The organism is Emticicia sp. TH156, from assembly GCF_002855535.1.
In the GTDB taxonomy this organism is placed as follows: domain Bacteria; phylum Bacteroidota; class Bacteroidia; order Cytophagales; family Spirosomataceae; genus Emticicia; species Emticicia fluvialis.
This window is the reverse complement of record NZ_PKRS01000003.1, coordinates 329,038-355,063: the sequence shown is the minus strand read 5'-3', so window position 1 is coordinate 355,063 and position 26,026 is coordinate 329,038. Positions and strand designations below refer to the sequence as shown.

Below are 26,026 nucleotides of genomic sequence, written 5' to 3'. Positions count from 1 at the left end.
ATTTACTATTTCGTCAACGAATATGGCACGGCGTCTTTCCCAACTCCCCAGCTTTTGTTAGGTGTTGCGCCCATTTCAAAAACCAGTTCTCCGCCTGCCGTAATTTCAGACTGGTCAATAAAGCAACGATTGAAAAATTTGCCATTTAGTGTGGCCGATTGTATGTATTTATTGTGAGTGCTATTATTATTGGCCTTTATGGTAAACTTCTTATTGTTTTTTAAATTGATTTCAACGGCATCAAACAAGGGGCTACCAATGGCATACTGGCTGCTGCCCGGGGTAACCGGATAAATACCCATGCTGCTGAGCACATACCAGGACGACAACGAGCCCATGTCTTCATTACCACTTAAACCACCCGGGCCGGTGCGATAAAACTTCTGCATGATTTCACGCGTTCTGGCCTGTGTTTTCCAGGGTGCAGCGGCGTAATTATATAAGTAAGCCACATGGTGCGACGGCTGATTGCCATGCACATACTGGCCGATGGTACCCACCACACCCACATATTTTGGTTCGCTGATGGATGCATCCATTTCAAAAAAGGTATCCAGTCGTTTATTAAAGGCTTCATTGCCGCCCATCAGGTTAATCAGCCCTTTTACATCATGTTGTACCGACCAAAGATATTGCCAGGCATTAGATTCGGTATAATGGCGGTTAGGGCGGCGGCCTACCAGTAGTGGGTCAAAATATTTATAATAACTGTGTTCTCCTACGGTTACTATTTCTTGTTCATTAGTGCCTTTTTCTGGCAGCCAGCTGCCGTTTTTCAGACGCGGGCGCATGAATTGCGTGGTGGTATCATATACATTGCGGTAGTTCAGGGCACGTTTGTAAAACAAGGCTGCCTCTTCTTTTTTACCCAGGGCATCAGCCAGTTGGGCAATACACCAGTCGTTGTAGGCCAGTTCAAGCGTATTCGGTACTGATTCTGTTACGACGTCGCATGGGGCATAGCCCAAACTCATGTATTGTGCCAGACCTGAGCGGCCATTAGAGGCTGGCAATGGAGCAGGTGGTGCCTCAAGCGCCTTTTTACGCATAGCGTTGTAAAGTCCTTCAATATCCCAGTCTCGGTATCCTTTTTTATAAGCATCAACAATAACCGGTACCAGGTGGTCACCTACCATGCCTTGCCCGAAAACGTTTCTGAAATGCTGCGCCGGTAACCAGCCATATTCAGTTGTTTTGGCTGCTATTGATTTCACGAGGTCGTTTACGTGGTCAGGCGCAATAATGGTAAGTAAAGGATGCTGGCTGCGATAAGTGTCCCAGCACGAGAAATTTGGGTAGAAGTCGTAGCCTTTGGCAGTATGCACCTTTTTGTCCATTCCCATGTATTGTCCGTCGGCATCCTGCCCGGTATATTGCGCCAGCAAGCTACGGTAAACTGCTGTATAAAATACCTTTTTTTGGGCGGCGTCAGTAGTTGTTACCAATACCTTTTTCAGTTCGTTGTTCCAGGCCTGGTACGCATTTTCTTTCACCTGGTTGAAATCCCAGTGAGGCAATTCGGTTTGCAGGTTATTGCGCGCGCCCTCAAGGCTCACAAATGAAATACCCACCTTTACCAGTATCTGCTCAGCTTCTTTGGTTGCATAGCTGACAAAAACCCCAACATTGCGGCCTTTTTCTTCATTTTTGTATGGCCAGAAACCCTCTGACGACTCCGGCGTGTTGTAGTCAGCATCCCAGGTGCCATAATAATCAAAAGGCCGGCTGAACTGTGCCACAAAATAGACCATTGTACCGTTGGCATCTTTATAACCCTCAATGGTGCTGTCGCTTACTATTTTTAGGGCAGAAAAACCACTTTTATCATCGTTGCCTATCTCATGGCCCAGGTCAAGTAATATATTGGAGCGCCTGGCTTTCGGGAAAGTATACCGGTGCATGCCTACATGCTTGGTGGTTGTTAGTTCTGCTTTGATGTTCTCGTCTTTCAGCACCACGCTATAATAGCCCGGCACGGCTTTTTCGTCATCCTTATTATATCTTGACCTGTAGCCTGCATCGGGGTTTTCTTTGGTGCCGGGGCTGGTTTGAATTTTGTCTTTAACGGTGGGCATCAGCAGGATATCTCCGCCGGAGTTCATGCCCACACCGCTGAAATGCGTATGGCTGAAACCAACAATAGAGCTGTCAGAATAACTGTATCCGCTGCTGTAGGTCCAGCCCTGGGTATCGTGGTCGGGGCTAAGCTGTATCATTCCGTAAGGCACAACTGCACCAGGGAAAGTATGTCCGAAATAATCGGTGCCAATGAAGGGGTCTACCAAGTCGGCGGGTTCTTCTTTACGTGCACATGATTGGGTAAACCAAATCAAAATCAGGCCTAATGCAAAAAGGTTAAATCGGAATTGGCGGTTTGGGGTTGAATATTTATATAGACACTTGTTCATACTTTCAGCAGGGCTCAGATTGGTTATGATGTACAGTGTAAGTACTTCAATACTGTGTATCAAGACTATTGCCCCAAGAAAAAAAACAACAATGAGGGCTTTTTTGCGTTGGTACAAAACATACCTTATAGCGTATTAATAATCAGAATCGTAAAGCAATGAAAACCATACATCTGTTATTAGCTTTTTTGTGTTTGGTAAGTGTGGCTTCGGTGCATGCCGGAAGCAAAAGCCATTCAGCGCAGGATTCCTCCTATAAGGAGTATGTGAACCTGCGTTACGGCCCGGCAGAAGGAACCGCAAACCTTTTGGATCTGTATCTGCCCAAAAATAATTCAACAACCACAAAACTGATTGTTTATGTGCATGGAGGCTCCTGGAAGTGGGGCAGTAAAAACGATTTCCCGAAGACGCTTGTTGGCACGCTTACCGCCAAAGGCTATGGAATAGTGGCTTTAAATTACAGATTGTTAAAAGAGGGGAGTAACCTTTTCCCGGCGCAAATGGAAGATTTAACAAACGCATTTGCTTTTCTTACCGCTAAAGCTGGCCAATATGGCTTTAATAGCCGTGAGTTTGCTTTGCTGGGTGTAAGCGCAGGGGCGCATTTATCATTATTATATACCTATAAGCACGACAAGGGCAGGCAGATAAAAACCGTTATTGATATTGTTGGCCCGACTGACCTGACGGATGTGGATTTCAGGAAGGGCAAGAACAGTGGAGATATAATAACTCAGTTTTTAGGTAATCCCGACCCTGATGCACCTGTGGCCGTTGAGGCAAGTCCGATTCTTCAAATAAATAAAGATAACGCTGTGCCTGTAATTATTTTTCATGGCGAAAGCGATGAACTGGTGCCGGTGCAACAGGCAAAAGCTTTGCACAAAAAATACCAGGATTTACGATTGCGTTCGCAGTTGGAACTATATCCGAATGAAACGCATGAAATGCGGAAAAGCCTTTTTGATGTTTATACGAAGCTGACTGTTTGGCTGCAGCGTGTTTTTCCTGCCGGGTAAACTATATTATTAACAATGAAACTCCGAGTTTTAACGCTGAGCAACTCAGTGGTAAAAAACTTGATTAGAACCTTACCACTGAGAAACACTGATTTCTGCACGGAGTTTCACCGAGTGCGATTTGTATTAGTCTGTTAACCGATTATATTTTTTCATAGTAGCCTTCAGTCTGTCATGCGGAATGGCGAAGTATTTGTTTCCGTTGATACCCTCCATGTCTTCGGCTGCTACCAGGGCATTGATGATGGCCTCTTCTGTGGCCTCAACGGTAGCTTTAAAAAGTGGGTCCAGATGTCCTTTTGGTATCACCTTCCATTGCTCTTCCGTGTTATCCTTATTATATATAGGCGAAGCCGTTGAAAATGCCAGGAAGATTTCTCCTGACCCGTGGTGCGAATAAGTGCCTGTGCGGGCTATGCCGTGTGTTACCCGTTTGGCCAGTAATTTAAGCTGGCCGGCCAGCAAAGGCGCATCAGTGGCCACAATGGCAATAATAGAACCATCCTTTCTTTTGTCGCGGTTGAGTATGGGCATAAAATCCTGTATTTCTTTACCTACAGGTACACCTGCAACGGTCAGTTCGTCTCTTCTACCAAAGTTGGCCTGTACAAAAACTCCCAAGGTGTATTGCCTGGATGCAATTGTAAAAACCCTTGATGCCGTTCCGCTGCCCCCTTTAAAACTGTAAAGCGCCATGCCGGTGCCACCACCCACGTTGCCTTCGGCCAAGCTGCCTGTTTTAGCGTTGTCGAGCGCCTCCCAGACGTGTTCTTTTTTTACGTGCAGGCCGTTGATGTCGTTCAGTATACCATCATACGTTTCACCCACAACGGGTAGCCCGAAAGAATAGTCAACAAAATCTCCTTTCGAAAATCTTTTAAAGCACCATTCGCCTATGGCGTCTTTTACAATACCCACACTGTTGGTGTTGGTAATGCCTATAGGGCCATAACCCAGGCCGAAGTCGTCAATGGAGGGCAGGCCGGTAAGTTCGCCATCGCCATTTAAAGAAAACCATGCGGCAGGATAACCCGCATCTGTTTTACCTTTGGGTAGTATTACGGTTACCCCGGTACGAACAGGCCCTTTCCCTGTTTGCAGTTCGCCTTTTCCGGTTATAAGTGTTTTGTAGCCTACTTCTACACCCGGCACGTCGGTAATGGTATTAAAGGCACCCGGGTTACCATTAAAAGGTATGCCTAATTGGCGGGCACGGGGTTTCTGTGCTGCAATGGGCAGGCTTAATAAAATAAAGGCAAAAAGTAGTTTACTCATCGGGGTTAATGTTTAGCTGTAATAAAGATAGCAGAAATGTTGAGGCTCTGAAAAAAAACGCAAATTGAGGATGTGCGACGACGCAATTTTATAAAAATGTAAATAAAATATACCCCAATTTTAGCTTAAAGTTAATAAAAAGGGGCCTTGCGCTTTTTGAGGATTATTTTACGTAATATGCGAATATAATGTTACGAAATCCTTGTACATTTATTTCATAATTATTCAGCCATACAATTTCAGAATGTCTCAGCAGCTTTTGAACTGCCAGTTCAGGAGTCAGAATAAGAATTAATCAACAATTTTTTTGCTTGTATTTTAAAATTTTGCGTTAGCACGGAGCAGCAAAAATACGGCTTTTTCTGATTGGTATTATTGGATGAATAATTTGCATTTATTAATGTTTCTTTTTTTACCTGAAATTACAATCTATCCTAACTTTAGCTAACATTATGGAAGCACTCGATCACATAATTATGAAAGTCGCGGCCGGAGACAGCAAGGCTTTTACTAAATTATATAATCACTATAAAGAGCCGGGCATCCGGTTTTCTATGGCCATTATAAAAGATGAGGAAGAGGCAGAAAATATGTTACACGAAGTTTTTATCAAGATTTGGAACCGCCGTGAGCAGATTAATCCGGAGCTGAACTTCAACTCTTACATTTTCACCTGCCTGCGAAACATGGCTTTTGACTACCTAAAAAAAATGGAGCGCAACCAGTTACTTCAGCATCAGTATATGCAAATGATGGCCGATGACCACGGGAGCGATACTGACGCCGAAGAGGCCAAAATAGTTTTGCTCCGCAATGCAATGAACAGCCTTCCCGCTAAACGAAAGATGATTCTGAAGCTGAACGTAGAAGACGGTAAATCTTATCAGGAGATTGCTGAAATGATGCGTATATCAAAAAATACAGTTAAAAATCAGCTTGTGAAAGCCAAACAGTTTCTGCGCGGTAGCATTGATATGACATTGGCTCTTTAGAATATCCACCTTCTTCATAATTAAAAATTTAATAATTTAAACAGAATAGTACATTTCACCACTTGATGAGTAATTCAGTAAAAACTAATTAAAACTTGAGTTACAATTCAATCTTCACTTAAAAAACACATATTATGAAGTTAAACTTTACTCTCCGAAGCATGCTTAGGGGTTTGGTTCTTTATGGATTCCTGTTGGGGGTATGTGCTCCGGCGGTTTGGGCACAAACCCGGGTCGTAACAGGTAAGGTAACCGCCAAAGAAGACGGTACTGCCATGCCCGGTGTTAACATTGCATTAAAAGGAACCCAGCGCGGAACAAGCTCTAATGCCAATGGTACTTACTCTATTGAAGTAAGCGGTAGCAATGCAGTTCTGGTTTTCTCGTTTGTGGGTTATCAGGCAATTGATGTGCCTGTTGGCAACAGAAGTACAGTAGATGTAGCGCTTGAACTTAGCTCTGAAAGCCTGAAAGAGGTGGTAGTTACCGCCCTTGGTATCAAACGCGAAGAAAAATCGCTTGGTTACTCAATTGGTAAGGTAGATGGCAAAGACCTGGGCCGTATCTCAAACGAAAACGTTTTGAACGCCATGGCAGGTAAAGTGGCCGGTGTGGCAATTAATGCCACTGGTGGTACGGGTTCGTCTGTGAGTATGGTTATCAGAGGCGCCAAATCTTTGAGCAACGACAACCAGCCGCTATTTGTAATTGACGGTGTACCTATCATTAACACCCTTAACAACGTAAGCCAGATTGGTGGCGACAACCGTGTTGACTACGGTAACGCAATTTCTGACCTGAACCCAGACAACGTAGAGAGCGTGTCTATCCTGAAAGGGCCAAGCGCAGCTGCGCTGTATGGTTCAAGAGCGGGTAATGGTGTGGTGCTTATTACAACCAAGAATGGTTCAAAAGCTAAGAAACTGACAGTTAACCTTACAACCAATACCGTTTTTGACCAACCGTACCGTTTCCTTGATTTCCACCATAAATTTGCTACGGGTATCCTTCCTTTCACACCGGACAAAAACCCGTATCCGGGTGGTATCCTTCAGATTGACGAAGGTTCAGCTGGTGGTGTTGGCCCGGAGCTTGACAAAGGTTATAAGGCTATTCAATGGAACAGCCCTAAAGATGCCAATGGTAAATCAATACCCACTGAGCTGGTTTCTCACCCGAACAACGTAAGAGATTTCGTTCAGACAGGTATTACAACTACCAATGGTATTTCAATCTCTAACAGTAATGATTTTATTAACTACCGTGTGGCGTATTCAAATATGACCAACCGTGGTATCATTCCTGGTTCAGACCTTTTCAAAAATTCATTGGCGGTTGCTACTTCAATGAAGCTAAGCAATAAATTGAGATTAAGCACTAACATTGATTTGAGCCGTAACAACTCTAACAACCGCCCTGCCGGTGAAAGAGGCGCCAACCCATTGCAATGGGCGTATGCGTTATCTCCTCATATTGATATCAACGAGCTGAAAGACTACTGGGTGCCTGGCCAGGAAGGTCTGCAACAAAAATCGCAGTCTGCCAAAAACTTCAATAACCCTTGGTTCCTTGCTCATGAAGTGAAAAACGCCTTTGAAAGAAACCGTCTGTTTGGTAACATGAAGGCAGACTACCAGATAACTCCTGAGTTAAGCCTGATGGGTAGATACTCACTTGACAGCTACGGTGAAAACCGCGAAACTAAAATCGCAAGCAGCTACACTGCTGAGCCACGTGGTGCTTATGGTCTTATTAACCTGAGACGTTTTGAAAGCAATGCCGACTTCCTGGCAACTTATAACAAAAATGTTAACGACCTTTCGCTGACGTTCTCTGCAGGTGGTAACATCCGTAACACCAAATATTCAGACGTAGCCAACCAAAGCCGTAATGGTACCGGTCTTATTATTCCGGGCTTGTTTACGCTTCAGAATATTGCGCCTACAAACTTACAGTATAGCAGCTATTATTCTAAAAAGCTTGTTTATAGCCTTTATGCTACTGCAACTGTTGGTTTCAAAGACCTTGTGTTTGTTGACCTGACAGGTAGAAATGACTGGTCAAGTACCTTGCCTTCAGCAAACCGTTCTTATTTCTACCCTGCTGCTTCGGTGAGCTTATTGGCTAACGAATTGTTTGCCAATTCTTCACCAAACCTGAATATGTTGAAACTGAGAGCCGGTGTAGCTCAGGTAGGTAATGATACCAACCCTTATGCCTTGCTTAATACTTTAGGTAGTAACGAAGCATGGAGCGGTATCACTCGTTTGTCTAAGTCAGGTACAATCTTGTTGCCAGACCTGAAACCAGAGATTGCTACTTCTTATGACCTGGGTGTTGACCTGACCATGTTCAAAAACAAATTGCGCGTTTCGGGTACTTACTACATGGTTGAGAACAGAAACCAGATTATTCCAACCAAATTGCCTCCTTCGTCAGGTTATACTTCAAAAAACATCAACGCAGGTTTGTTGGTTAGTAGAGGTACCGAAATTACCGTGGGTGGTACACCATTGGAGAGAAACGGCTGGAGATTGGATCTGACGGCTAACTTCTACAGAAACAGAACAATTATTAAAGAATTGTCGCCAGGTATTGATTTCTATACTTTGTGGACAGACGCTAAAGGTGGAGCCTGGACATACGTAGGCGAAACTGTAGGTGATATTTATGACTCAGAGCTTGTTACAGTAACAGACAAATCGTCTCCCTATTACGGATATCCGATTCTTGATTCTGATGGTTCATGGCAGGCAAAAAGCGCCAGCAACAGCCGTAACAAAATCGGTAACTTCAACCCTGATTTCATCCTTGGTCTTCAAACTTCATTGAGCTACAAAAACTTTAGCCTGAACATGACGTTCGACTGGAGACAAGGTGGTGACTTTATATCACAAACGTATCGCTACGGTGAGTCTGACCTTAAATCGCAACGTTTCCTTGACAACCTGATTAACCCTAACGGTTTATCTGGCCAGGCGCTTCGTGACTACCTGGTTAACAACGACCTTGTGCGTGTAGTAGGTAACAAATTCAACATTGTGGGTGGCCCTACTGCAGAGTATGGCGGTTTTCCTTACACTTACGGTGGCAATACCTATCCTTACGGTGTGTTCAACCCTGGTGTAATTGCACAGTATGACGAATCTGGCAAAATAGTAGGTTACACAGAAAACCTGGGTGGCCCTGGTACAAAAATTATCCCTTACGGCGACAACTACCCTTGGGATTTCACAAGAGCTGCCATGTTTGATGCATCGTTTATCAAACTAAGAGAAGTTTCTTTGGGTTATGAGCTTCCATCTGGCTTTGTAAAAAGATTGGGTCTGCAAAGTGCCAACGTATCAGTTTACAGCCGTAACATCATGCTTTGGACAGCCGCGAAAATCGGTATAGACCCAGAGATGGCGTATCAGCCACAAGCCAGTGCACAGGCAGGTACTCAATTCAAACAAGGTATAGAAAGATATAACGTAATGCCTTGGGTTATGCCTGTAGGCTTTAAGTTAGGGTTGACTTTCTAAAAAACTTAAACTCTGAAATCAATGAAAACCAGTTACAAAAAAATAATAGCATTAGTCTTTCTTTTTACGGGCTTCTTTTCGTGCGAAGATTTGACAGAAGTAAACAAAAACCCCAATGGGGTGCAGCCTGATTTGGTAAACCCTAACCTGGTATTGCCAACGGTGCTTACAGAAGCCGCAAAAATTTATGTTAACCTTGGGTATCAGGATATCGCCGGTGTGGTTCAACACACGCAAAAAGATGCCTGGTCGTCTGGTCATAATGATTATGACTGGGGTGGCAACCAAAGCTGGAGTGCCTACTACGACGTACTACGTAACAACCAGTTGGTGTATGACAGAGCCGTAGCGCTTAACCTGGAGTATCATCAGGGTGTGGCACTGGTAATGAAGTCGTTCATGTTTGGTTTAATTACCGACTTGTGGGGTGATGCACCTTATACTTCTGCCCTAAAAGGTGAGTTAGGTAAAACAGAGGATATCCTTCCTTCGTTTGATAGCCAGGAGGCTATTTACACAGGTATTCTGGCCGATTTGGAAAAAGCCAACACCTTGTTATCAAAAACCAAAGCTGAGTACTCAAGCATAGTTGATAACGTTGACGTGTATTACGGTGGAGACCCAACCAAATGGAGAAAGTTTGCCAACTCGCTTGCCCTACGTTATTATATGCGTATCTCATCTAAAAAACCAGATGTAGCTAAAGCAGGTATCGAGAAAATTGCAGGTAATGCCAGCCAGTATCCGATTATTACGTCAAACTCTGACGACGCCACTATGGGCTTCCCTGGTACCAGTGATGCTACTTCCTGGCCTGCCAACACGGTTTATGATGTAAGCGGAAGTAACTACCGCCGTATTAAAATGGCTGCTACATTAGTAGAGTCATTGCAGGCAAAGAAAGACCCGCGTCTGGCTGTATGGGCTAATAAAGTAGAGATTCCGTTAGTAGTTGATGCCAGCTTGCCAGCCGGAACTGATAAAATTGAAGGTGGTAAAAGATATTTGTCTCCTGATAAAGTAGGTAGCACACTTATTGACACTGACCCAGAGTATGTAGGTATTCCTACAAGTTTCTCAGCGTTGCCATCTGCTTATAACCTGAACCCTACCCCGGGCCAGACATCGTTCAACCCACATGTTTCGTTCCTGAATGATATTTATAAAGCAGCTACTGGCTCATTGTTGAAAGCGCGTTTGATTTCAGCAGCCGAAGTAAACTTTATTCTGGCTGAGGCCGCATTGAAAGGCTGGTCGGCAGGTGATGCAAAATCACGTTACGAAGCAGGTGTGAAAGCATCTTTATCTACCTGGGGCGTAAGCGGTGCGGCTACTACTTACCTTACCAATGCAGGTGTTGCCTACGACGGTACATTGAAACAAGTTTTGGAGCAAAAATGGATTGCAAGCTGGACAGCCGCAACTGAAGCCTGGTTTGATTTCAGAAGAACCGGCTTTCCGGCTCTGAAAGCCGGCCCGGCGGCAAAACGTCAGGCATTACCATTGAGATTCTACTACATGCAGGACGAATTGAATATCAATAAAGCCAATGCCAATGCTGCGCTTGATAAGCTTGAGATAACCAATTTCTCGCAGGCAGACGGCAAAAACAGTGCGTGGTCAAAACCATGGGTTGTTCAGGGAACAGGTAAACCCTGGTAATTATAGATTGTTTTGAAAAGAAGTGGATTAGGGGTGGTTTTTTATAACCGCCTCTAATTTTTAATTATTTAACACAAACCTCTCAGATATGCATAGTATCAGAAAAAATGTGGTAAAGGCTCTTTGTTTTTTTATTTGTAGTAATACTTTCCATACGGCTTTTTCACAGACACACAAACATCCACACGACCACGCGAGGTCGTTGAATATGGACGTAAAAGTCCTTTTTCCTTCTGCCACGCCAGACAGAATTATCCTGAATCTGACAGCCACACCTGAAACCTCAGTAGCAGTAAACTGGCGCACAGATTCTACCATTAGCAAGGGCGAAATACAGTTCGCTCAGGCTACAGATGGTACACAGTTTCAGAAAAACATCCGCACCATTAATGCAATCTCAGAAAATCTGAAAGTTAAATATCCGAACGAACCCGAAATAAATGCTTATTACCACTCGGGCGTTATAGAAAACCTTCAACCGGGTGCCTTGTATGTGTACCGTGTAGGGTATGACAAGCACTGGTCAGAATGGTTTCAGATGCGTATGCCTGGTAATAAACCCGGCAGGCCGCTCTCGTTTCTTTATTTTGGCGATGCCCAGAATGACGTGAAGTCGCAATGGTCTCGTGTTATCAGAGAAGCCTACAAAACCATGCCGGAGGTATCTTTTATGTTGCATGCCGGAGACCTGATTAACCGCCACGACCACGATGTAGAGTGGGGCGAATGGTTCTATGCAGGTTCTTATATTCATGCTACCGTGCCTAGTGTAATGACACCCGGTAACCACGAATATGGCAAAGGGAAGCTGTCGCCGCAATGGAGACCCCAGTTTAACCTGCCTGTTAATGGCCCGAAAGGCCTGGAAGAAACCTGCTATGAAGTGAATTATTCAGACCTGAAGGTGATTTCGCTGAACGCTGAAGAAATTGATGAGTCTGAGCACTTTGCTAATGCACAAGCCAAATGGCTTGATTCGGTACTTACTAATAATCCGCGTAAATGGACCGCCATTACTTTGCACTATCCGTTCTATTCGACCAAGCCTAACCGCGATAACATTGAGCTGCGCAAGCGTTTCAAACCCATTATTGACAAACATAAAGTTGATATTGTATTGCAGGGCCACGACCACGCCTACGGACGCGGCGTAATAAGTAATTCGGTAAACGGGCAGGGTAATAAAAATCAGGCATCAGGAACGGTGTATGTGGTTTCGGTTTCAGGGCCAAAGATGTATGATATATCTAACGACCCCTGGATGAACCGCAAAGCCAGCAATACACAGTTGTTTCAGATATTAACAGTTGAGGGTAACTCGCTTTTGTATAAAGCCTTTACCGCAACCGGAGAGCTTTACGATTCTTTTGAATTGAAAAAACAACCCGGCAAACCCAATGTACTGGTTAATAAAATTCCGAAAACACCAGAGAAGAACTAACCCAAGAAGTGATGTTAAAAACAGGGGATAGGCCATTGGCTTATCCTTTTTTTATTTCAGAAAAGTAAGCGTTTTGTCAAAAAATATATGCCGGTTAATAGCCTTTTTAAATAGGAGGGAAGTATATTGAATGGTTTGTTATCAGACCCGGAAAATATTGTAAATCAGCCTGATACTCACCGCCCGAAAGAACTTAATGCCTATGATTAACATGAAAAAAAATGCCATCTGTTCAACCCTTTTTATAATTTGTTTTTTAAGTTTATCTGCAGCCGTTGGGCAGACCCTGAAAGTGGGCGCTGCGCTGCGGGTAATTACCCCCAACCCTTTGTTGCCGGTGTCGGGTGGTATTGGTACACCAAAACCCAGTACCCAGAAAAAAGGTGATTTATATGCGCGTGCCATTGTGTTTGAAAAAGGAACAACCCGCATTGCCATTGTAAACGTTGACAACCTGGGCTGGAGCTCTATTCTGGGTAATAAATCACGCGCTTTAATTAAGGGCATACCTGCCGAAAACATTCTCATTGGCGCAACTCACACCCATAGTGCGCCTGATGCCTATGCTTTTCCGGATGCATCCGGAAAATCTTATGCTGATCTGAAATACCTTGACTGGTGCGTGCAGCAGATAGCAGATGCCGTAAATGAAGCCATCAGCAAGCTGGAACCCGCCGCATTGAAAATAGCAGTTGACGAAGCCAAAGGCAAAATTGCATATAATTATTATGCACCGGCTTTATATGACCCACGATGTGGCGTAATACAGGCCATTGCCACTACCGGCAGCCGGCAAGGCAAAGCCATAGCGACCTTGGTGAATTATGCAGTTCACCCCGAAGTGATAGGCTCAGGTAGGGGTATCCTGAGCCCTGACCTTTGTGGCCCTCTTTATGACCGTATTGAGGCCAAAGCCGGGGGCATTGCGTTGTTTATGAATGGCACACAGGGGGGAATGGTAACTGCAGATACCCGCCTGGAATATGGCAAGGAAGGCGAGGGCCAGAAGGAAGCTAATACCTGGGACGAATGCATAAGAATAGGAGAGTTGCTGGCAGATGAAGCACTTCGTATAGTTGATAAGGCGGCTGTATTGCCTAACCCTGATATTTACTGCGCGGCCAGGAAAATTGAGTTTCCTGTCGATTCTCAGATGATGCGGTTTATTCTGAAAAACTCTCCATTGAAGTTTACATTTGAAAAAGAAAACATAGTAAGTACCCAGCTGAACCTGCTCAATATTGGCCCTGCGCAGATACTGACTATACCCGGCGAGGCCCTGCCTAATATTGGTTATTATGTAAAACGCAATATGAATACCCGGCTTCCGTTTTTGTTCGGGCTTACCAATGATGCCTTCGGTTATATGCTTACCAAGGTTGATTTCAACAGCTTTAAAAGATATGAATACGTAAGCCGCACCAGCCTGGGCGAAATGACCGCCGAAATTTATATGGAGCAGGCCATTAAATTAGTAAAAGAAAGTCCAAAACCTCAATAAATATAAAAGGAATTTAAACAAGCTCTAAAAACCTAAAATATGAAAAGCACCTTTCTGAAATTTGTTACTCTTTTTACTCTTGCTGTTGTAACTACTGCAGGCGTTTATGCTCAGGGTTCTGTTACCCCCGAAACTGCCTTGAAAAGCTATGTGAATAATGGCGACAAAACTTATAAGTGGGAAGTAAAAGACTCACTTACCAAAGACAACGTTACTATGTATAATCTGGTGTTGACGTCACAGACCTGGAGAAAAATTACCTGGCGACACCAGTTGACTATTTTTGTGCCAAAAGTAAAACAATATGATGGTGCCCTGTTGTTTATTACAGGTGGCTCAAATAAAGACGAGCAACCCAACTGGTCGAAAGACGACAGATTGTGGTCGTCGTTATCAGCAACTGCCGAAAAAACCAAAGCCATTGTGGCTTTGATAAAGCAGGTGCCTAACCAACCTTTGTATGGCGACCTGACCGAAGACGCGCTGATATCTTATACCCTGCATAATTTCAAAAAAGACAACGATTACACCTGGCCATTGTTGTTTCCGATGGTGAAGTCGGCTGTTAAGGCAATGGACGCCGTTCAGGAATTTGCCAGGAAAAACAATAACTTTGCAGTAAATCGTTTTGTGATTTCGGGGGCTTCGAAACGCGGATGGACCACCTGGTTGTCTAGCGCTATTGATGACAAACGCGTAGTAGGTATTGGTCCAATGGTAATTGATATGCTGAATATGCCTGCCACACTCGACTACCAGTTTAAATCTTATGGCGAATACAGTATCCAGATTGAAGATTATACCAAGCTGGGTATTCCGCAAAGTACAGATTCAAAAGAAGGCAGAGCGCTTACAACCATGATAGACCCTTACTCGTATCGTAAGAAACTGACTATACCAAAAATTATTTTTATTGGTACGAACGATGAATACTGGACGGTAGACGCTATCAAACATTATTATGACCAGATTCCGGGTAAGAACATGATTCATTATACGCCTAATGCAGGGCATGACCTGGCCGGTGGCAAACAGGCTTTTGAATCACTTACTGCCTTTTTTGGTCTTACATTAATGAACAAGGAGTATCCGGCAAGCACCTGGACCACCACCAACGGTAAAGAGGGCGTAGAACTTTCAATAAATGCTTTGCAAACAGACCTGGTTGGCGCAACGGTATGGTACACAACGTCGTCAGACCTAGATTTTCGTAATAATTTGTGGCAAAGCCACAACCTGAAACTGGCCAAAGAACCGGTTATTAAAGCAACCCTTCCTTATGCCAAAAAAGGTTATGCTGCTTATTATGTAGACTTAAGGTACAAAGACCCCAACGGGGGCACTTATACGGTTAGTACCAGAGTGTTTCTGGTAGATGGCAGCAAAGTGTTATAATAAGCACGAAGATTAAAAGGGTACAATTTATAAAGGGGCTGTCTAAAAAGTATTTTCAGGCAAATATTCTTCTGCAAAGATTATTTGGCCGCACTTGGCTTTTTAGACACCCCGCATTTCACCGGTCAATACATGCCGGAGGGATCGCAGGTAATTAAAAATGGAGTACCTTAAATAATCGCAAAATTATTTTCAACCGTCAGATGTAGGTATGGAGCGTTCACGTCCGGAATACTTAATGGATAGATTACTAAACAGTAAACTCACACAACCGGAGTTGGAAGAACTACTGGCGGGTATTGGTGAACACGAGATGTCGCCCGAGTATTCTGCTATTCTTGAGCGGTTTTTTAATCAACTTCTGAAAGACTCCCACACGCTTCAAATCATTGATTCTGAAAAAGACACAGAAATTTCTTCATGAAATCATCGTTATTAATTCTGTCTTTGTCGCTTAGCCTGTCAGTTAGCGCCAAAGATTTTTCATTAACTCACAAGACAGGCAATGCGCAGTCTGACTCATCAAAAATTCTGAAAGAAAAATACCAGTTGCACCTTTCGGCACACAGGGGTAACTCTGCACTGGCTCCAGAAAACACACTGGCGAGTTTTAAAGCCGTAATGGAAATGGGAGTAGATTACATTGAAATTGATGTAAGAACCACCAAAGACGGCCAACTGGCTATTCTGCATGACGGAACACTGAACCGCACCACCAATGGTACCGGACCCATGAAGAATTATACACTCGACGAATTAAAGCAACTTTCGGCAGGTAAAGGCTGGAAAGAAGCGTTTAATGATGAGCGTATACCAACACTTACCGAAACCGCTGCTTTAGTGGCGCAGTGGAACAAGGCACATAAGCACAAAACCCATTTGTACGTTGATTGCAAAGACGTAACACCTGAGCCTTTGGTAAAAGAACTAAAAGACTATAATTTATTAAAAGATGCGGTATTTTATGGGTCAGACGATTTCCTGCTGGCACTAAAGACGGTGTATCCGAAAGCTAAACTGATGCCCTCTCTTGATAAACCGGAGGAGATTGCAGATAAAGTTGCAAAACTGAAACCCTATGCCTTTGATGTTCGCTGGACAACCCTGAACGAAACCTTGGTAGCAGAAATACACAAGCATGGTGTAAAAGTCTTCTCTGATGTGCTGGGTTTGTTAGATACCCCTGCCAACTACAAAAAAGCCACAGCTATGAAAGTAGACCTGATTCAGACTGACTACGTCCGTAAGGTTTACAAAACCCTGATAGAAAACAATTAATCAAATTTCGGCCGGCTCTGGTTTCTTCCAATTAAAATTAGTACCAGACCGGCTGCCAGGCATACCAGATGCAAAGGGTGAAGCATTTCAATCATAATTACCTGAATGGTAATCCAGGTGCAAAGAATAACTCCCTGAGCCCAGACCACCCATGCGAATTTACGGGGGTTGGCTAACATACCCACAAAGGCAATTAAACTGGGCAAGCCGTTTAAAACAAGCAGACCTAAACCTGGTAGCAGAAAGTCCTGAAAGGGGCTTTGCTCTAAAAGGCTTACCGACATCCGCATACTGCTCCCGTCCGGGCGGGTAATTAATTTCCACCCGCCATAGATGGCGCCAAGGCCGTTAAGCAATAATAGTATCGAGGCTATAGTACTCTGAAAAGCTTTCATAACTTCTTTTTTCAAATATGCATGAAGGCATCTGAAAACGTTATGAGTAAGCTCAGAACTGTACCTGATAATAAGTAGAATTTAAGAATCTATCGCAGGCCGTCAAGGGCAAATAAAAACTCTGAAGAGTTAACCAGTGTATGCACCAGCGCTGCATAAAAAACATTTCGGGTTTTCAGATAAGTATATCCATAAAACCAGCCCGCAATACTTGCCAGCCCTACAAAAATAATTGAACCGGCATGAAAATGCACCAGCCCGAAAAAAATGCTGGTTATAGCCAGCGCAGTATAAGTGCCTTGTGATGTTTTACCCGATTTCTCAATCAGATAAGCCGCTGCAAACAGTAAGCCGGTAATCAATAGGGGTAGCCAGAACAGGCTTTTGTCCATCAGATACCCCGTTAAAAATGCCAGCGCGGCAAAAAGCACCAGACTCCATTGCCAGAATGGTCTCCAGTTTTTATACTGCCCTATTTTCTTTGCCAGCATATTCTGTATCAATCCTCTGAAAAACAATTCTTCAAACAAAGCCGTGCCTAAAAAAACGCGTATCATGTTTCTGAGCCCCTGAGCAAAACCTTCTTCTGCGAACGCCTCTGCAACTGATAAATTCAGGAAACCCGAAGCATAGGCAATGAGCCATACCAAACCCAGAAAACCCAGCCAGCATGCCAGGGCTATGCCTAGTGCGCGCCATTGAAAAACAGGATAGAAGCCAATGTCTTTTATGCCCCTTATAATGCCAAATGCATAAAACGCCAGCAACATAATAACCAGCTTATAAACAGAGCTGAAACCATTGCCATGCACTGGCAGGCTGGTATTGCTTTTAAAGGATATAGAAACCGACGGTATAAGCAGCAGAAGCAGAAATACAAAATCGGACCAGGCGATATAAGTCTTTTTAAATGCCAGAAACCCAAGAACAGGAAACAACGCAAAAAAAGGAAACAGCGCTGCTGAACCCTCAAGCGGCGAACCGCCATGATAAATGATGTAAATGTATAGCAGGGCAATCAGGCATACCGGAAACAGCACGGTTTTTTCGGTGCCAGCCTTCAAATCGGTGGTAAGTTGTGCAGCTACGCCCTCGTTTCCCAAAGTAAACAGCAGCAGGTGCAGCAGCACAAAACACACGCTAGCCATCAGCAATTCGTTCAGGGGTTGGTCTTTGTTGAAATACAAAAACAGCGCGAACAAAATGCCCGTTATTATAGACCCTGAACGAATATACTGAAGGTAATTTTTCATTTTTATTTGGCAGTTTCTTCAACTACTTCTTCTCCAAATCTTTTATGGGCTCCTTTCAGTTCATCATGCGAGCTTTTGGCAATAAATGCCAGCACGGCAATAAATAAGGCCACCCATACCATGTTAACAGCCCATTTGTTGCCGTCAATGTTTCTGTTACTGAATGTCGGCTTCGTTTTGCCAATCAGCAGCATAATGGCTATCAGGTTAATCGTGTATAAATATTGCTCAATGCGATAAGTGCTAAAAAACGCACCTGTAATTATATAGCTGAATACAATATAAATGCCCAGGTAAACCACAAAAAAGGTTTGAATTTCTTTGTAAGTATAGGTAACCGAAGCCGGCCTGTGGTTATAGTACTGATAAAAGCTGAATGCTGCCAGAATCAACACCAATACAAGCCCGCTCCATTCGGTAGCGGCCAATAGCGGGCTGCCATCTATTATACCAATCTCAATCAGGGTTGCATATATGCGTTTGGTGTCAAAATTCTGTTGCCAGACAGTAAACGGAATAATGAGTGAGAGCATCAGTATCGGAAAAAACTGATTGGCTTTCTTTTGTTGTGGTTCTGATGTTTCCCATTTAGAAGTAAGTGTTCCGTATGCCATGCCTAGCCCGCCAAAGAAACCCAGAGTGTATTCCATCACATTCCAGAAATTGAATTTAATGCCAGAAACCCCGCCTAAAACCTGAAAGAAATTACCGAGCGCAAACCCAAACCCACCGCCTAAACCAGAAAAAACCGCCACTCTGATAGCCGAGGTCTGCTGGTGGCGAATCATAAACCAGGTAAGCGCAACAGCCATACCAAAGCACACTGCCCACATTTCAGAGCGCGGTGGGGTCATAAACCACTCAAACTCATAAATCATAAAGTAGTAAAACAATATTCCGCCCACCACCATTTCAATAGTCAGGTTTACCCATTTAACCGGGTTTTTGGCGGTACTCGATAACGAAAGCCCAAACAGCCCGCCACCGATGTACCCATAAAGGCCACCTATAACAAAAAGCATCATAAGGCCGTAATAGGTGTTTATAAAATCAGAAGCTCTGCCATAGCCTACTACTATGCCGTAGCTCATAATACCACCAATACCCCAACCCAGGGCACCTGCCAGCGTAGCACTAAATACTTTGCTGTACCAGTCGCCTCTTTTGGCTACCATTATCAGGCTCAGGCATCCGATGCCTCCGGCCCAGGCGGCGCCATGCTCATGCCCGAACTGCCCACGGATAGCCCAGGCTGTTCCGAGCGATAGGGCCACAACCAGCATGCTGAAATATAATTGTTTGTCTTTCATTTGTTTAGGTTAATATTGAAGGTTGTACAGAATTCTTTTACTATACGATACAAGCCATTGAAAAGACTATTAAAGACCATATATTTTGCATGGCAATAGTCCGAAACCTAATTTTACAAGTATAAATCAGAAAGTAAATCAAGCACAAACAATATGAATAAAAGATGGAGTTTGCTTTTGGGTATGCTGGGCAGCGTCTGGTTGGCCGGTTGCAGCCCTAAAGTAAAAGTGGAAGAAAGAACCCTGACCGACAACTGGTCTATTGCTTCAACCAAAGAGACTGCTGCCGATGCCAAAAGTGTGTCGGAGCAATTAATAAACCCCGATAAGTGGGTGAAAGCCACCGTGCCCACCACGGTTTTAGGCGCATTGGTAGAAGCCGGCGTTTATAAAGACCCTTTTATGGGCAAAAACCTGGAAAACATACCCCGTGCACCTTTCGAAAACCCCTGGTGGTTTAGAAATACATTTACTATTGACGACCTGGACACCGAAGAAGAACAACTGGCCTTGCAGGTAGATGGTGTAAACTATCGTGCCAATTTCTGGCTGAATGGGGTGAAGATAGCATCGCAGGATACCCTTTTCGGCGCTTTTCGTCAGTTTGAAATTGACATCACCAAAGCAGCCAAAGATGGCGAGAATACCCTTCTGGTAGAGGTGTTTCCGCCTAAAGTAAGAAATTTCTACATGGGTTTTGTTGACTGGGCGCCTACACCACCCGACCATTACATGGGTATTTACCGCGATATAAGGCTGAGACGCTCAGGCAAGGTATCTATGAACGCCACATTCGTGGCACCAGACCTTGATCCTAAAGATTTAAGCAAGGCCAGCCTTACGGTAAGCACTGAGTTAACTAACCATACCAGCGAAGCTAAAACGGTAGAAGTAACCGGTACTATAGAGAACATCAGTTTCAGCAAAAGTGTAAAGCTGGCCCCGAACGAGCGCAAAGAAGTGAGGTTCAGCCCGGCTGATACCAAAGAACTGCTCATTAAAAATCCTAAACTCTGGTGGCCTAACGGGCTGGGTAACCCTGATTTGTACACACTGAATATGGAAGTGAAAGAGCAGGGCAAATTATCTGACAAGCAATCGACCAGATTTGGTATCAGAAAGATAGAAACCTACCTGAACGATAAAAACGTGCGGGGCTATAAAGTGAACGGCCGTGAAGTATTGATTAAAAGTGCCGGATGGGTTGACGATTTGTTTTTGCGTTACATGCCCGAAAAAGATGCAGCGCAGATACGATACGTAAAAGAAATGAACCTGAACTCGCTCAGATTTGAGGGCGTATGGGGTAATAATCACCACATATATGATTTGTGTGACGAAAACGGTATTTTGTTGATGGTGGGCTGGAGCTGCCAGTGGGAATGGCCTGATTACCTGGGGCTGGAATTGAAAATAAAACCCGGCGATGAAAACCTGCCGATTAACGAAGGAGTAGATTTGTATTCGGTAAAACTTACGCCTGATGAAGAAACGTTGTTGTCAGACTACCTGCGCGACCAGGTGAAGTGGCTGCGTAATCACCCAAGTATTTTTACATGGGCAGGCGGCAGCGACGCCATGCCAAAGCCTTCGCTTGAAAAACGTTACCATGAAACCCTGAAACAATATGACCCTACACGTCCGTTCTTGATTTCGTCGGGCGAGTTTACCAGTACCATTACCGGCAAATCGGGTATGAAAATGAATGGCCCTTACGAATACGTGCCACCGGTTTACTGGTTTGAAGATAAAAAGCTGGGTGGGGCATTCGGGTTTAATAGCGAAACAGGCCCGGGGCCACAGGTGCCGCCTGTAAGCAGTATTAAAAAGATGATACCAACGGCTGATTTATGGCCACCGGATAACAAGATGTGGAACTACCACTCTGGTCGTAAAGATTTTAATACAATTGGTGTTTACCTAAACGCCATGAACAAACGATATGGCGCACCTGCTAATCTGGACGAACTGGCTCTGAAAGCGCAGGTAATGAATTATGAAGCCATAAGGCCTATGTTTGAAGCCTTTGTAATTAACCGCCCTGTGGCAACGGGTGTGGTGCAGTGGATGCTTAACTCGCCCTGGCCAGAGTTTTACTGGCAATTGTACGACTACTACCTGATGCCAACCGGCGCTTATTACGGTACCAAAAAGGCCTCTCAGCCGGTTAACATCATTTACGATTACCATAATCATACGGTGCATCTGAGTAATGATACCCGCACAGCTTTAGATGGCGTATCAGCCGAAATCAGATTGTTCAATAAAGATTCAAAACAGGTATTTGCTAAGACTGAAAAGGTAGCAATGGGCGAAAACTCGACCAGAAAATGGTTGAATGTACCAGAACTGACCGGAAAGAACGAGGTGTTTTTCCTTGACCTGAAATTGAAAAACAGTAAGGGTGAGGTAATTGCAGATAATTTCTACTGGCTTGCCTCACAGAAAGACCAGTTAGACTGGTCGAAGTACTTTTGGTTCTATACGCCTCAGAAACAATATGCTGACTTTAATCCATTAAATACTTTGCCGAAAGTTCAGCTAACAGCCGAGAAGACTGTAAAAGAACTGAAAGACGGAGAATTGGAAGTAACGCTTAAATTGACTAATACCACAGATAAGCTGGCTTTCTTTACAGAAGCAGAACTGACCGATGGTAAAGAGGCGGTTACACCCGTTTTCTGGTCAGACAATTACGTGTCTGTTCCACCAAAAGAGAGCAAAACTATTACTGTGAAATACAATAAAAAAGACCTGAAGGGCGGTAACCCGGTTATAAAAATACAAGGTTACAACCTGTCTAAATCTATCACCCTTTAAAACTTATGAATCGTCCATCTATTCGCCTTTTTACTTTTTTGTGGCTGCTTTGTTTGGCAGCCACAGCCCAAACTATAACAATTAAGAATGCAGGTATTGCGGCTTCGGGTTCTATCCCGTCGCCGGTGCGCGAAACCACCCTGCGAATGCTTACCGAAGAAATTCAGAAGCGCACATCCATTGCTTTAAAGCCGATAACCGCGTTACCTAAAAACAACGAATATGCCATTGCATTGGTGTTGTCGGGCGATAAAACCTGGCAAGGCAGGGCCATTCCGGTTGGTGCAGATAAAAACGGGCCGGAGTTTAAGCCTGAAGGTTTCAGGGTTGTATCTGAACTGACCGACAAAGGAGGTATCTTATGGGTAATAGGTGCCGACGCCCGAGGTGTTTTGTTTGGGTCTGGCTGGGTGTTGCGCAAGGGCATATTTGCCCCTAAAAGCATTCAGTTGCAGCAAAAAATTAATGTGGCGTCTTCGCCGTCCTACCCAATCAGAGGGCATCAGCTGGGGTACAGACACACTGCCAACTCTTACGATGCCTGGACAGTGGCACAGTTTGAGCAGTATATCAGAGAACTGGCCATTTTTGGTTCTAATGCCGTTGAGGGCATTCCGTTTCATGAAGACGAAAACCCAAGCCCGCACTTCAAGATATCTGCCGCCGAAATGCGCGTAAAAATAAGTGAGATTTGCAAAGCCTATGACCAGGATTACTGGGTATGGACACCCGTAACTTTTGATTTGCAGGATACCCAGAAACGCACAGCCGAACTGAAAATGCACGAGACATTCTATAAAGAATGCCCAAGGCTTGACCATATTTTTGTACCGGGTGGCGACCCCGGCGATAACCACCCGAGAGAGGTTTTGCCTTTTCTGAAAGAACTGCACGAACGCCTGGTAAAATACCATCCCAAAGCTAAAATATGGCTTTCGTTGCAGGGCTTTAGTGTAGAGCAGGTAGATTATTTTTATCAGTATCTGAAAGACAAGAAACCAAACTGGTTGCAGGGCGTGGTATCTGGCCCGGGCAGCCCGTCTATGGCTGAAACCCGCTACCGCCTGCCCAAAAATTACCAACACCGCGAATACCCCGACCTTACCCATAACGTAAGAAGTGAGTTTCCGGTAAGACAATGGGACCAGGCCTATGCCCTTACCCTGGGCAGAGAAGCCTGCAACCCCCGGCCTTATGAATTTGCAGCTATTCAGTCTACTTATGCACCTTTTACAGATGGCTTCGTGTCTTATTCTGACGGTTGCCATGACGACATCAACAAAATGGTGTGGAGCATGAAAGCCTGGGACGCACAGGCAGATGTAAGAGATATTCTGGTTGATTACAGTAACTTTTTCTTTGGTAATAACCTGGCAGATAACATGGCCGATGGCATTGCCGCCCTTGAAAATAACTGGAAAGGCCCACTGGCGCAGAATGGTGGCGTAGAAGCCACATTTTCATTCTGGAAAAGCATGGAGGCTTCGGCCACACCTCAACTTTCTGAAAACTGGCGCTGGCAGATGTTATTGCTACGTGCCTACTATGACACCTACACGCGCCGCAGATTAATTTACGAACAAGGGCTTGAAAAACAGGCCAACACTTTGCTGGCCGATGCACCTAAAACCGGAGCAGATAAAGCCATGACCGCCGCCCTGGAGGTGCTTGCAAAGGCTGACAATGCTCCGCAGAATACTGATTTGCGCAAAAAAATTGAGCAATTGTGCGAAACTTTGTATGCTTCTATCGGCTTGCAGACCAGCGTACCCAAGCACAAAGCCAAAGGCTATGAGCGTGGGTGTTTGCTTGATTTTGTAGACTACCCGCTTAACAACCGCTGGTGGGTGGAAGACAAGTTTAAAAAACTGAAACCACAGCTTGCCGACAGCAACGCCAAGGTATTGGCCAGGCTTGACGTTATCGGTAAATGGGAGAACCCGGGTGCAGGTAGTTTCTATGACGATGTGTCGAGCATCAGCAAGGGCCCCCGTGTTAAAACAATTATTGACGACGCCACCGATGTTGCCTGGTGGGATAACGGCTTCAGCCGCACACGTCTTTCTTCGCAAACCTTCCAGAAAGCACCAGAACTGACTTATGATAACCTATCGCCGGATGCGCGTTACATCATCAGAATTGCAGGCTCAGGCGAAGCCCTTCTGAGGGTAGACGGAAAAAGGCTGGACCCTGTACTTTATAACCGTGAAAATGAGACATTTAAAGAGTGGATTGTGCCGTTGAATCTGAGCCAGGACGGAATTATTAACGTTTCTTTTGATGTTCCTGAAGAGTCGCACCTCAACTGGCGTAAACACTCGAAGATTTCGGACATCTGGTTGCTGAAACAATAAACGCAAGATAGCCTTAAGGGGCAGGCTTATAATGACGAGAATCCCGCAGGGATTGTATATTAAGAAAACGAATTTTTAATATACAATCCCTGCGGGATATTGTTTTTGTTCAGATGCTAATGAGCTATTTTAAAAAACAGGAATAGATTGATATCTAATAAGGTAAAACTAGCTACTTCTACTTACCGGCCAGATACCGGTTACGGTACTCAATGGGTGTGCAACCTTTCACTTGCCTGAACTGCCGGGCAATATTTTTGCTGTCTGTAAGGCCCATATCCAGCGCAATTTCAAACACAGTCATGTCTGTTTCACGTAGTTTCTGGGTTAGCTTCTCAATTCTCAAATTGAAAATATACTTGTAGATGGGTAATCCGGTTATGTACTGAAAGCGTTTCTCTAATGCACGCCTTGATAACGGCACCTGTTTTACTACATCGTCTACCTGCAGGTTTTTATCTATGTTCTGGTGAATAAATTTGAGTGATGCCGCTATGTAGTCATCATTGGTAGCGTAAATATCTGTCGACTGGCGAGTAACTACCTGTGTAGGTTTCACAACAATATCGTAGTAGTTAGACGTGCCGTTTTTTATCATGTGTTCCAGCAGCCGGGCGGCGTCGTAACCTCCTTTTTCGGCATCCTGGCCAATGCTTGATAGCGGGGGGTCAGAAAACTCACAAATCATTTCATCGTTATCTACTCCTAACACAGCCACTTCTTCCGGAATACGTATTTGCGAGTGCCTGCATGCTTCAGTAATGTGCTGCCCCTGGTTATCGTCGCAGGCCATCAGGGCAATGGGTTTGGGTAAAGATTTAAGCCACTGGCTCAGCGAGCTGGGCTTGTAGTACCAGATTTCGGTAGAGCGAGCCATGGCGTGTTCAAAATAATGAACCTTGTAACCTGCTCTGCTGATGCGCTCTTCATAGCCTTCAGCACGCTCGCGTGACCACACAATGTCTTTAAATCCATAAAAAGCAAAGTTCTTGAAACCCTTCCGCAAAAAGTACTCGGCACCCATTTCTCCGGCTTCCTTGTGTGCCCCGGTTATATTGGGTATATCGGGGAAGCGTTCCTTGAAGTCCTGTGCAATAACCGGAATACCCGCCTCAATGAATTTTTCAACGGCGGGGTCATTGTAGAGCTGCCCGATAATACCATCGGCACCCCATTCAAGGGCCCATTCCAGAATCCCTTCCATCCCGATGGTTTCACGCTGAAATAGCGGCATCCGACAGAAAATCCAGGGGCCGTGGTCTTTAGAGTATTTGGCAATGCCTTTCAATAGAGCCTTGCTATACTCTTCAGCAAAGTCAATTAAAAGTATGATTTTATACATAGTAATAAATTTCCCTAATCCACAAATCTAACGTATCTGTTCCGGTAATCAGCA

Annotated in this window: 17 protein-coding genes; 11 read left to right on the top strand and 6 right to left on the bottom strand. The window is 44.5% G+C overall.

Annotation, left to right across the window (positions count from 1 at the left end):
* Positions 1 to 5: 5 nt before the first annotated feature.
* Positions 6 to 2,408 (bottom strand): GH92 family glycosyl hydrolase, encoded by a 2,403-nt coding sequence (locus tag C0V77_RS07885; protein WP_101725949.1) that lies wholly within the window; start codon positions 2,406 to 2,408, stop codon positions 6 to 8.
* A 158-nt stretch (positions 2,409 to 2,566) separates the two neighbouring features.
* Between C0V77_RS07885 and C0V77_RS07880 the strand changes: the two genes are divergently transcribed.
* On the top strand, positions 2,567 to 3,430 hold the full coding sequence (locus C0V77_RS07880; RefSeq protein WP_101725793.1) for an alpha/beta hydrolase: 864 nt from the start codon (positions 2,567 to 2,569) through the stop codon (positions 3,428 to 3,430).
* Positions 3,431 to 3,556: 126 nt separating this feature from the next.
* Here C0V77_RS07880 and C0V77_RS07875 read toward each other — a convergent pair whose 3' ends face one another.
* Positions 3,557 to 4,705: a P1 family peptidase gene (locus C0V77_RS07875; protein ID WP_101725792.1), complete on the bottom strand. Its 1,149-nt coding sequence runs from the start codon at positions 4,703 to 4,705 to the stop codon at positions 3,557 to 3,559.
* Positions 4,706 to 5,157: 452 nt separating this feature from the next.
* Between C0V77_RS07875 and C0V77_RS07870 the strand changes: the two genes are divergently transcribed.
* From C0V77_RS07870 to C0V77_RS07835, 8 genes are all read left to right on the top strand, one after another.
* Complete coding sequence (locus C0V77_RS07870; protein WP_101725791.1) at positions 5,158 to 5,697, top strand: RNA polymerase sigma factor; 540 nt, start codon at positions 5,158 to 5,160, stop codon at positions 5,695 to 5,697.
* Positions 5,698 to 5,831: 134 nt separating this feature from the next.
* Positions 5,832 to 9,221 carry a SusC/RagA family TonB-linked outer membrane protein gene (locus C0V77_RS07865; RefSeq protein ID WP_101725790.1) on the top strand — a complete coding sequence of 1,130 codons (3,390 nt, stop codon included), beginning with the start codon at positions 5,832 to 5,834 and terminating at the stop codon, positions 9,219 to 9,221.
* A 21-nt stretch (positions 9,222 to 9,242) separates the two neighbouring features.
* Positions 9,243 to 10,883, top strand: coding sequence for a SusD/RagB family nutrient-binding outer membrane lipoprotein (locus C0V77_RS07860; protein ID WP_101725789.1), 1,641 nt, complete (start codon positions 9,243 to 9,245; stop codon positions 10,881 to 10,883).
* Positions 10,884 to 10,971: 88 nt separating this feature from the next.
* Positions 10,972 to 12,324: a metallophosphoesterase family protein gene (locus C0V77_RS07855; protein ID WP_101725788.1), complete on the top strand. Its 1,353-nt coding sequence runs from the start codon at positions 10,972 to 10,974 to the stop codon at positions 12,322 to 12,324.
* 211 nt (positions 12,325 to 12,535) lie between these two features.
* Positions 12,536 to 13,825, top strand: coding sequence for a hypothetical protein (locus tag C0V77_RS07850; RefSeq protein ID WP_229236230.1), 1,290 nt, complete (start codon positions 12,536 to 12,538; stop codon positions 13,823 to 13,825).
* Between the two features lie 39 nt (positions 13,826 to 13,864).
* Positions 13,865 to 15,220, top strand: a complete 1,356-nt coding sequence (locus tag C0V77_RS07845; protein ID WP_101725787.1) for a PhoPQ-activated pathogenicity-related family protein — start codon at positions 13,865 to 13,867, stop codon at positions 15,218 to 15,220.
* 211 nt (positions 15,221 to 15,431) lie between these two features.
* A complete protein-coding gene (locus C0V77_RS07840) occupies positions 15,432 to 15,644 on the top strand; it encodes a hypothetical protein (protein ID WP_101725786.1) in 213 nt (70 codons plus the stop codon).
* Positions 15,641 to 16,498 carry a glycerophosphodiester phosphodiesterase family protein gene (locus tag C0V77_RS07835; RefSeq protein WP_101725785.1) on the top strand — a complete coding sequence of 286 codons (858 nt, stop codon included), beginning with the start codon at positions 15,641 to 15,643 and terminating at the stop codon, positions 16,496 to 16,498. Before C0V77_RS07840 ends, C0V77_RS07835 begins: the two co-directional genes overlap by 4 nt.
* Here C0V77_RS07835 and C0V77_RS07830 read toward each other — a convergent pair.
* The 3 genes from C0V77_RS07830 to C0V77_RS07820 form a co-directional block, all read right to left on the bottom strand.
* Complete coding sequence (locus C0V77_RS07830; RefSeq protein ID WP_101725784.1) at positions 16,495 to 16,893, bottom strand: hypothetical protein; 399 nt, start codon at positions 16,891 to 16,893, stop codon at positions 16,495 to 16,497. The genes C0V77_RS07835 and C0V77_RS07830 overlap by 4 nt on opposite strands.
* Before the next feature lie 89 nt (positions 16,894 to 16,982).
* Positions 16,983 to 18,146 (bottom strand): CPBP family intramembrane glutamic endopeptidase, encoded by a 1,164-nt coding sequence (locus tag C0V77_RS07825; RefSeq protein ID WP_101725783.1) that lies wholly within the window; start codon positions 18,144 to 18,146, stop codon positions 16,983 to 16,985.
* 2 nt (positions 18,147 to 18,148) lie between these two features.
* Entirely contained in the window at positions 18,149 to 19,456 is a 1,308-nt protein-coding gene (locus C0V77_RS07820) for a photosystem II biosynthesis protein (RefSeq protein ID WP_101725782.1), read from the bottom strand.
* Positions 19,457 to 19,609: 153 nt separating this feature from the next.
* Here C0V77_RS07820 and C0V77_RS07815 point away from each other — a divergent pair, with 153 nt between their 5' ends.
* Positions 19,610 to 22,276 (top strand): glycosyl hydrolase 2 galactose-binding domain-containing protein, encoded by a 2,667-nt coding sequence (locus C0V77_RS07815; RefSeq protein ID WP_101725781.1) that lies wholly within the window; start codon positions 19,610 to 19,612, stop codon positions 22,274 to 22,276.
* 5 nt (positions 22,277 to 22,281) lie between these two features.
* Positions 22,282 to 24,630 carry a hypothetical protein gene (locus tag C0V77_RS07810; protein WP_101725780.1) on the top strand — a complete coding sequence of 783 codons (2,349 nt, stop codon included), beginning with the start codon at positions 22,282 to 22,284 and terminating at the stop codon, positions 24,628 to 24,630.
* Positions 24,631 to 24,808: 178 nt separating this feature from the next.
* On the opposite strand, the gene C0V77_RS07805 is transcribed toward C0V77_RS07810, so the two are convergent.
* A complete protein-coding gene (locus tag C0V77_RS07805) occupies positions 24,809 to 25,972 on the bottom strand; it encodes a DNA-binding transcriptional regulator (protein ID WP_101725779.1) in 1,164 nt (387 codons plus the stop codon).
* Positions 25,973 to 26,026 lie beyond the last annotated feature (54 nt).

Bases quoted from the DNA above. Each gene is read 5' to 3' on its own strand.
- C0V77_RS07885 (WP_101725949.1), bottom strand. From the start codon at position 2,408: ATGAACAAGTGTCTATATAAATATTCAACCCCAAACCGCCAATTCCGA.
- C0V77_RS07880 (WP_101725793.1), top strand. From the start codon at position 2,567: ATGAAAACCATACATCTGTTATTAGCTTTTTTGTGTTTGGTAAGTGTG.
- C0V77_RS07875 (WP_101725792.1), bottom strand. From the start codon at position 4,705: ATGAGTAAACTACTTTTTGCCTTTATTTTATTAAGCCTGCCCATTGCA.
- C0V77_RS07870 (WP_101725791.1), top strand. From the start codon at position 5,158: ATGGAAGCACTCGATCACATAATTATGAAAGTCGCGGCCGGAGACAGC.
- C0V77_RS07865 (WP_101725790.1), top strand. From the start codon at position 5,832: ATGAAGTTAAACTTTACTCTCCGAAGCATGCTTAGGGGTTTGGTTCTT.
- C0V77_RS07860 (WP_101725789.1), top strand. From the start codon at position 9,243: ATGAAAACCAGTTACAAAAAAATAATAGCATTAGTCTTTCTTTTTACG.
- C0V77_RS07855 (WP_101725788.1), top strand. From the start codon at position 10,972: ATGCATAGTATCAGAAAAAATGTGGTAAAGGCTCTTTGTTTTTTTATT.
- C0V77_RS07850 (WP_229236230.1), top strand. From the start codon at position 12,536: ATGAAAAAAAATGCCATCTGTTCAACCCTTTTTATAATTTGTTTTTTA.
- C0V77_RS07845 (WP_101725787.1), top strand. From the start codon at position 13,865: ATGAAAAGCACCTTTCTGAAATTTGTTACTCTTTTTACTCTTGCTGTT.
- C0V77_RS07840 (WP_101725786.1), top strand. From the start codon at position 15,432: ATGGAGCGTTCACGTCCGGAATACTTAATGGATAGATTACTAAACAGT.
- C0V77_RS07835 (WP_101725785.1), top strand. From the start codon at position 15,641: ATGAAATCATCGTTATTAATTCTGTCTTTGTCGCTTAGCCTGTCAGTT.
- C0V77_RS07830 (WP_101725784.1), bottom strand. From the start codon at position 16,893: ATGAAAGCTTTTCAGAGTACTATAGCCTCGATACTATTATTGCTTAAC.
- C0V77_RS07825 (WP_101725783.1), bottom strand. From the start codon at position 18,146: ATGAAAAATTACCTTCAGTATATTCGTTCAGGGTCTATAATAACGGGC.
- C0V77_RS07820 (WP_101725782.1), bottom strand. From the start codon at position 19,456: ATGAAAGACAAACAATTATATTTCAGCATGCTGGTTGTGGCCCTATCG.
- C0V77_RS07815 (WP_101725781.1), top strand. From the start codon at position 19,610: ATGAATAAAAGATGGAGTTTGCTTTTGGGTATGCTGGGCAGCGTCTGG.
- C0V77_RS07810 (WP_101725780.1), top strand. From the start codon at position 22,282: ATGAATCGTCCATCTATTCGCCTTTTTACTTTTTTGTGGCTGCTTTGT.
- C0V77_RS07805 (WP_101725779.1), bottom strand. From the start codon at position 25,972: ATGTATAAAATCATACTTTTAATTGACTTTGCTGAAGAGTATAGCAAG.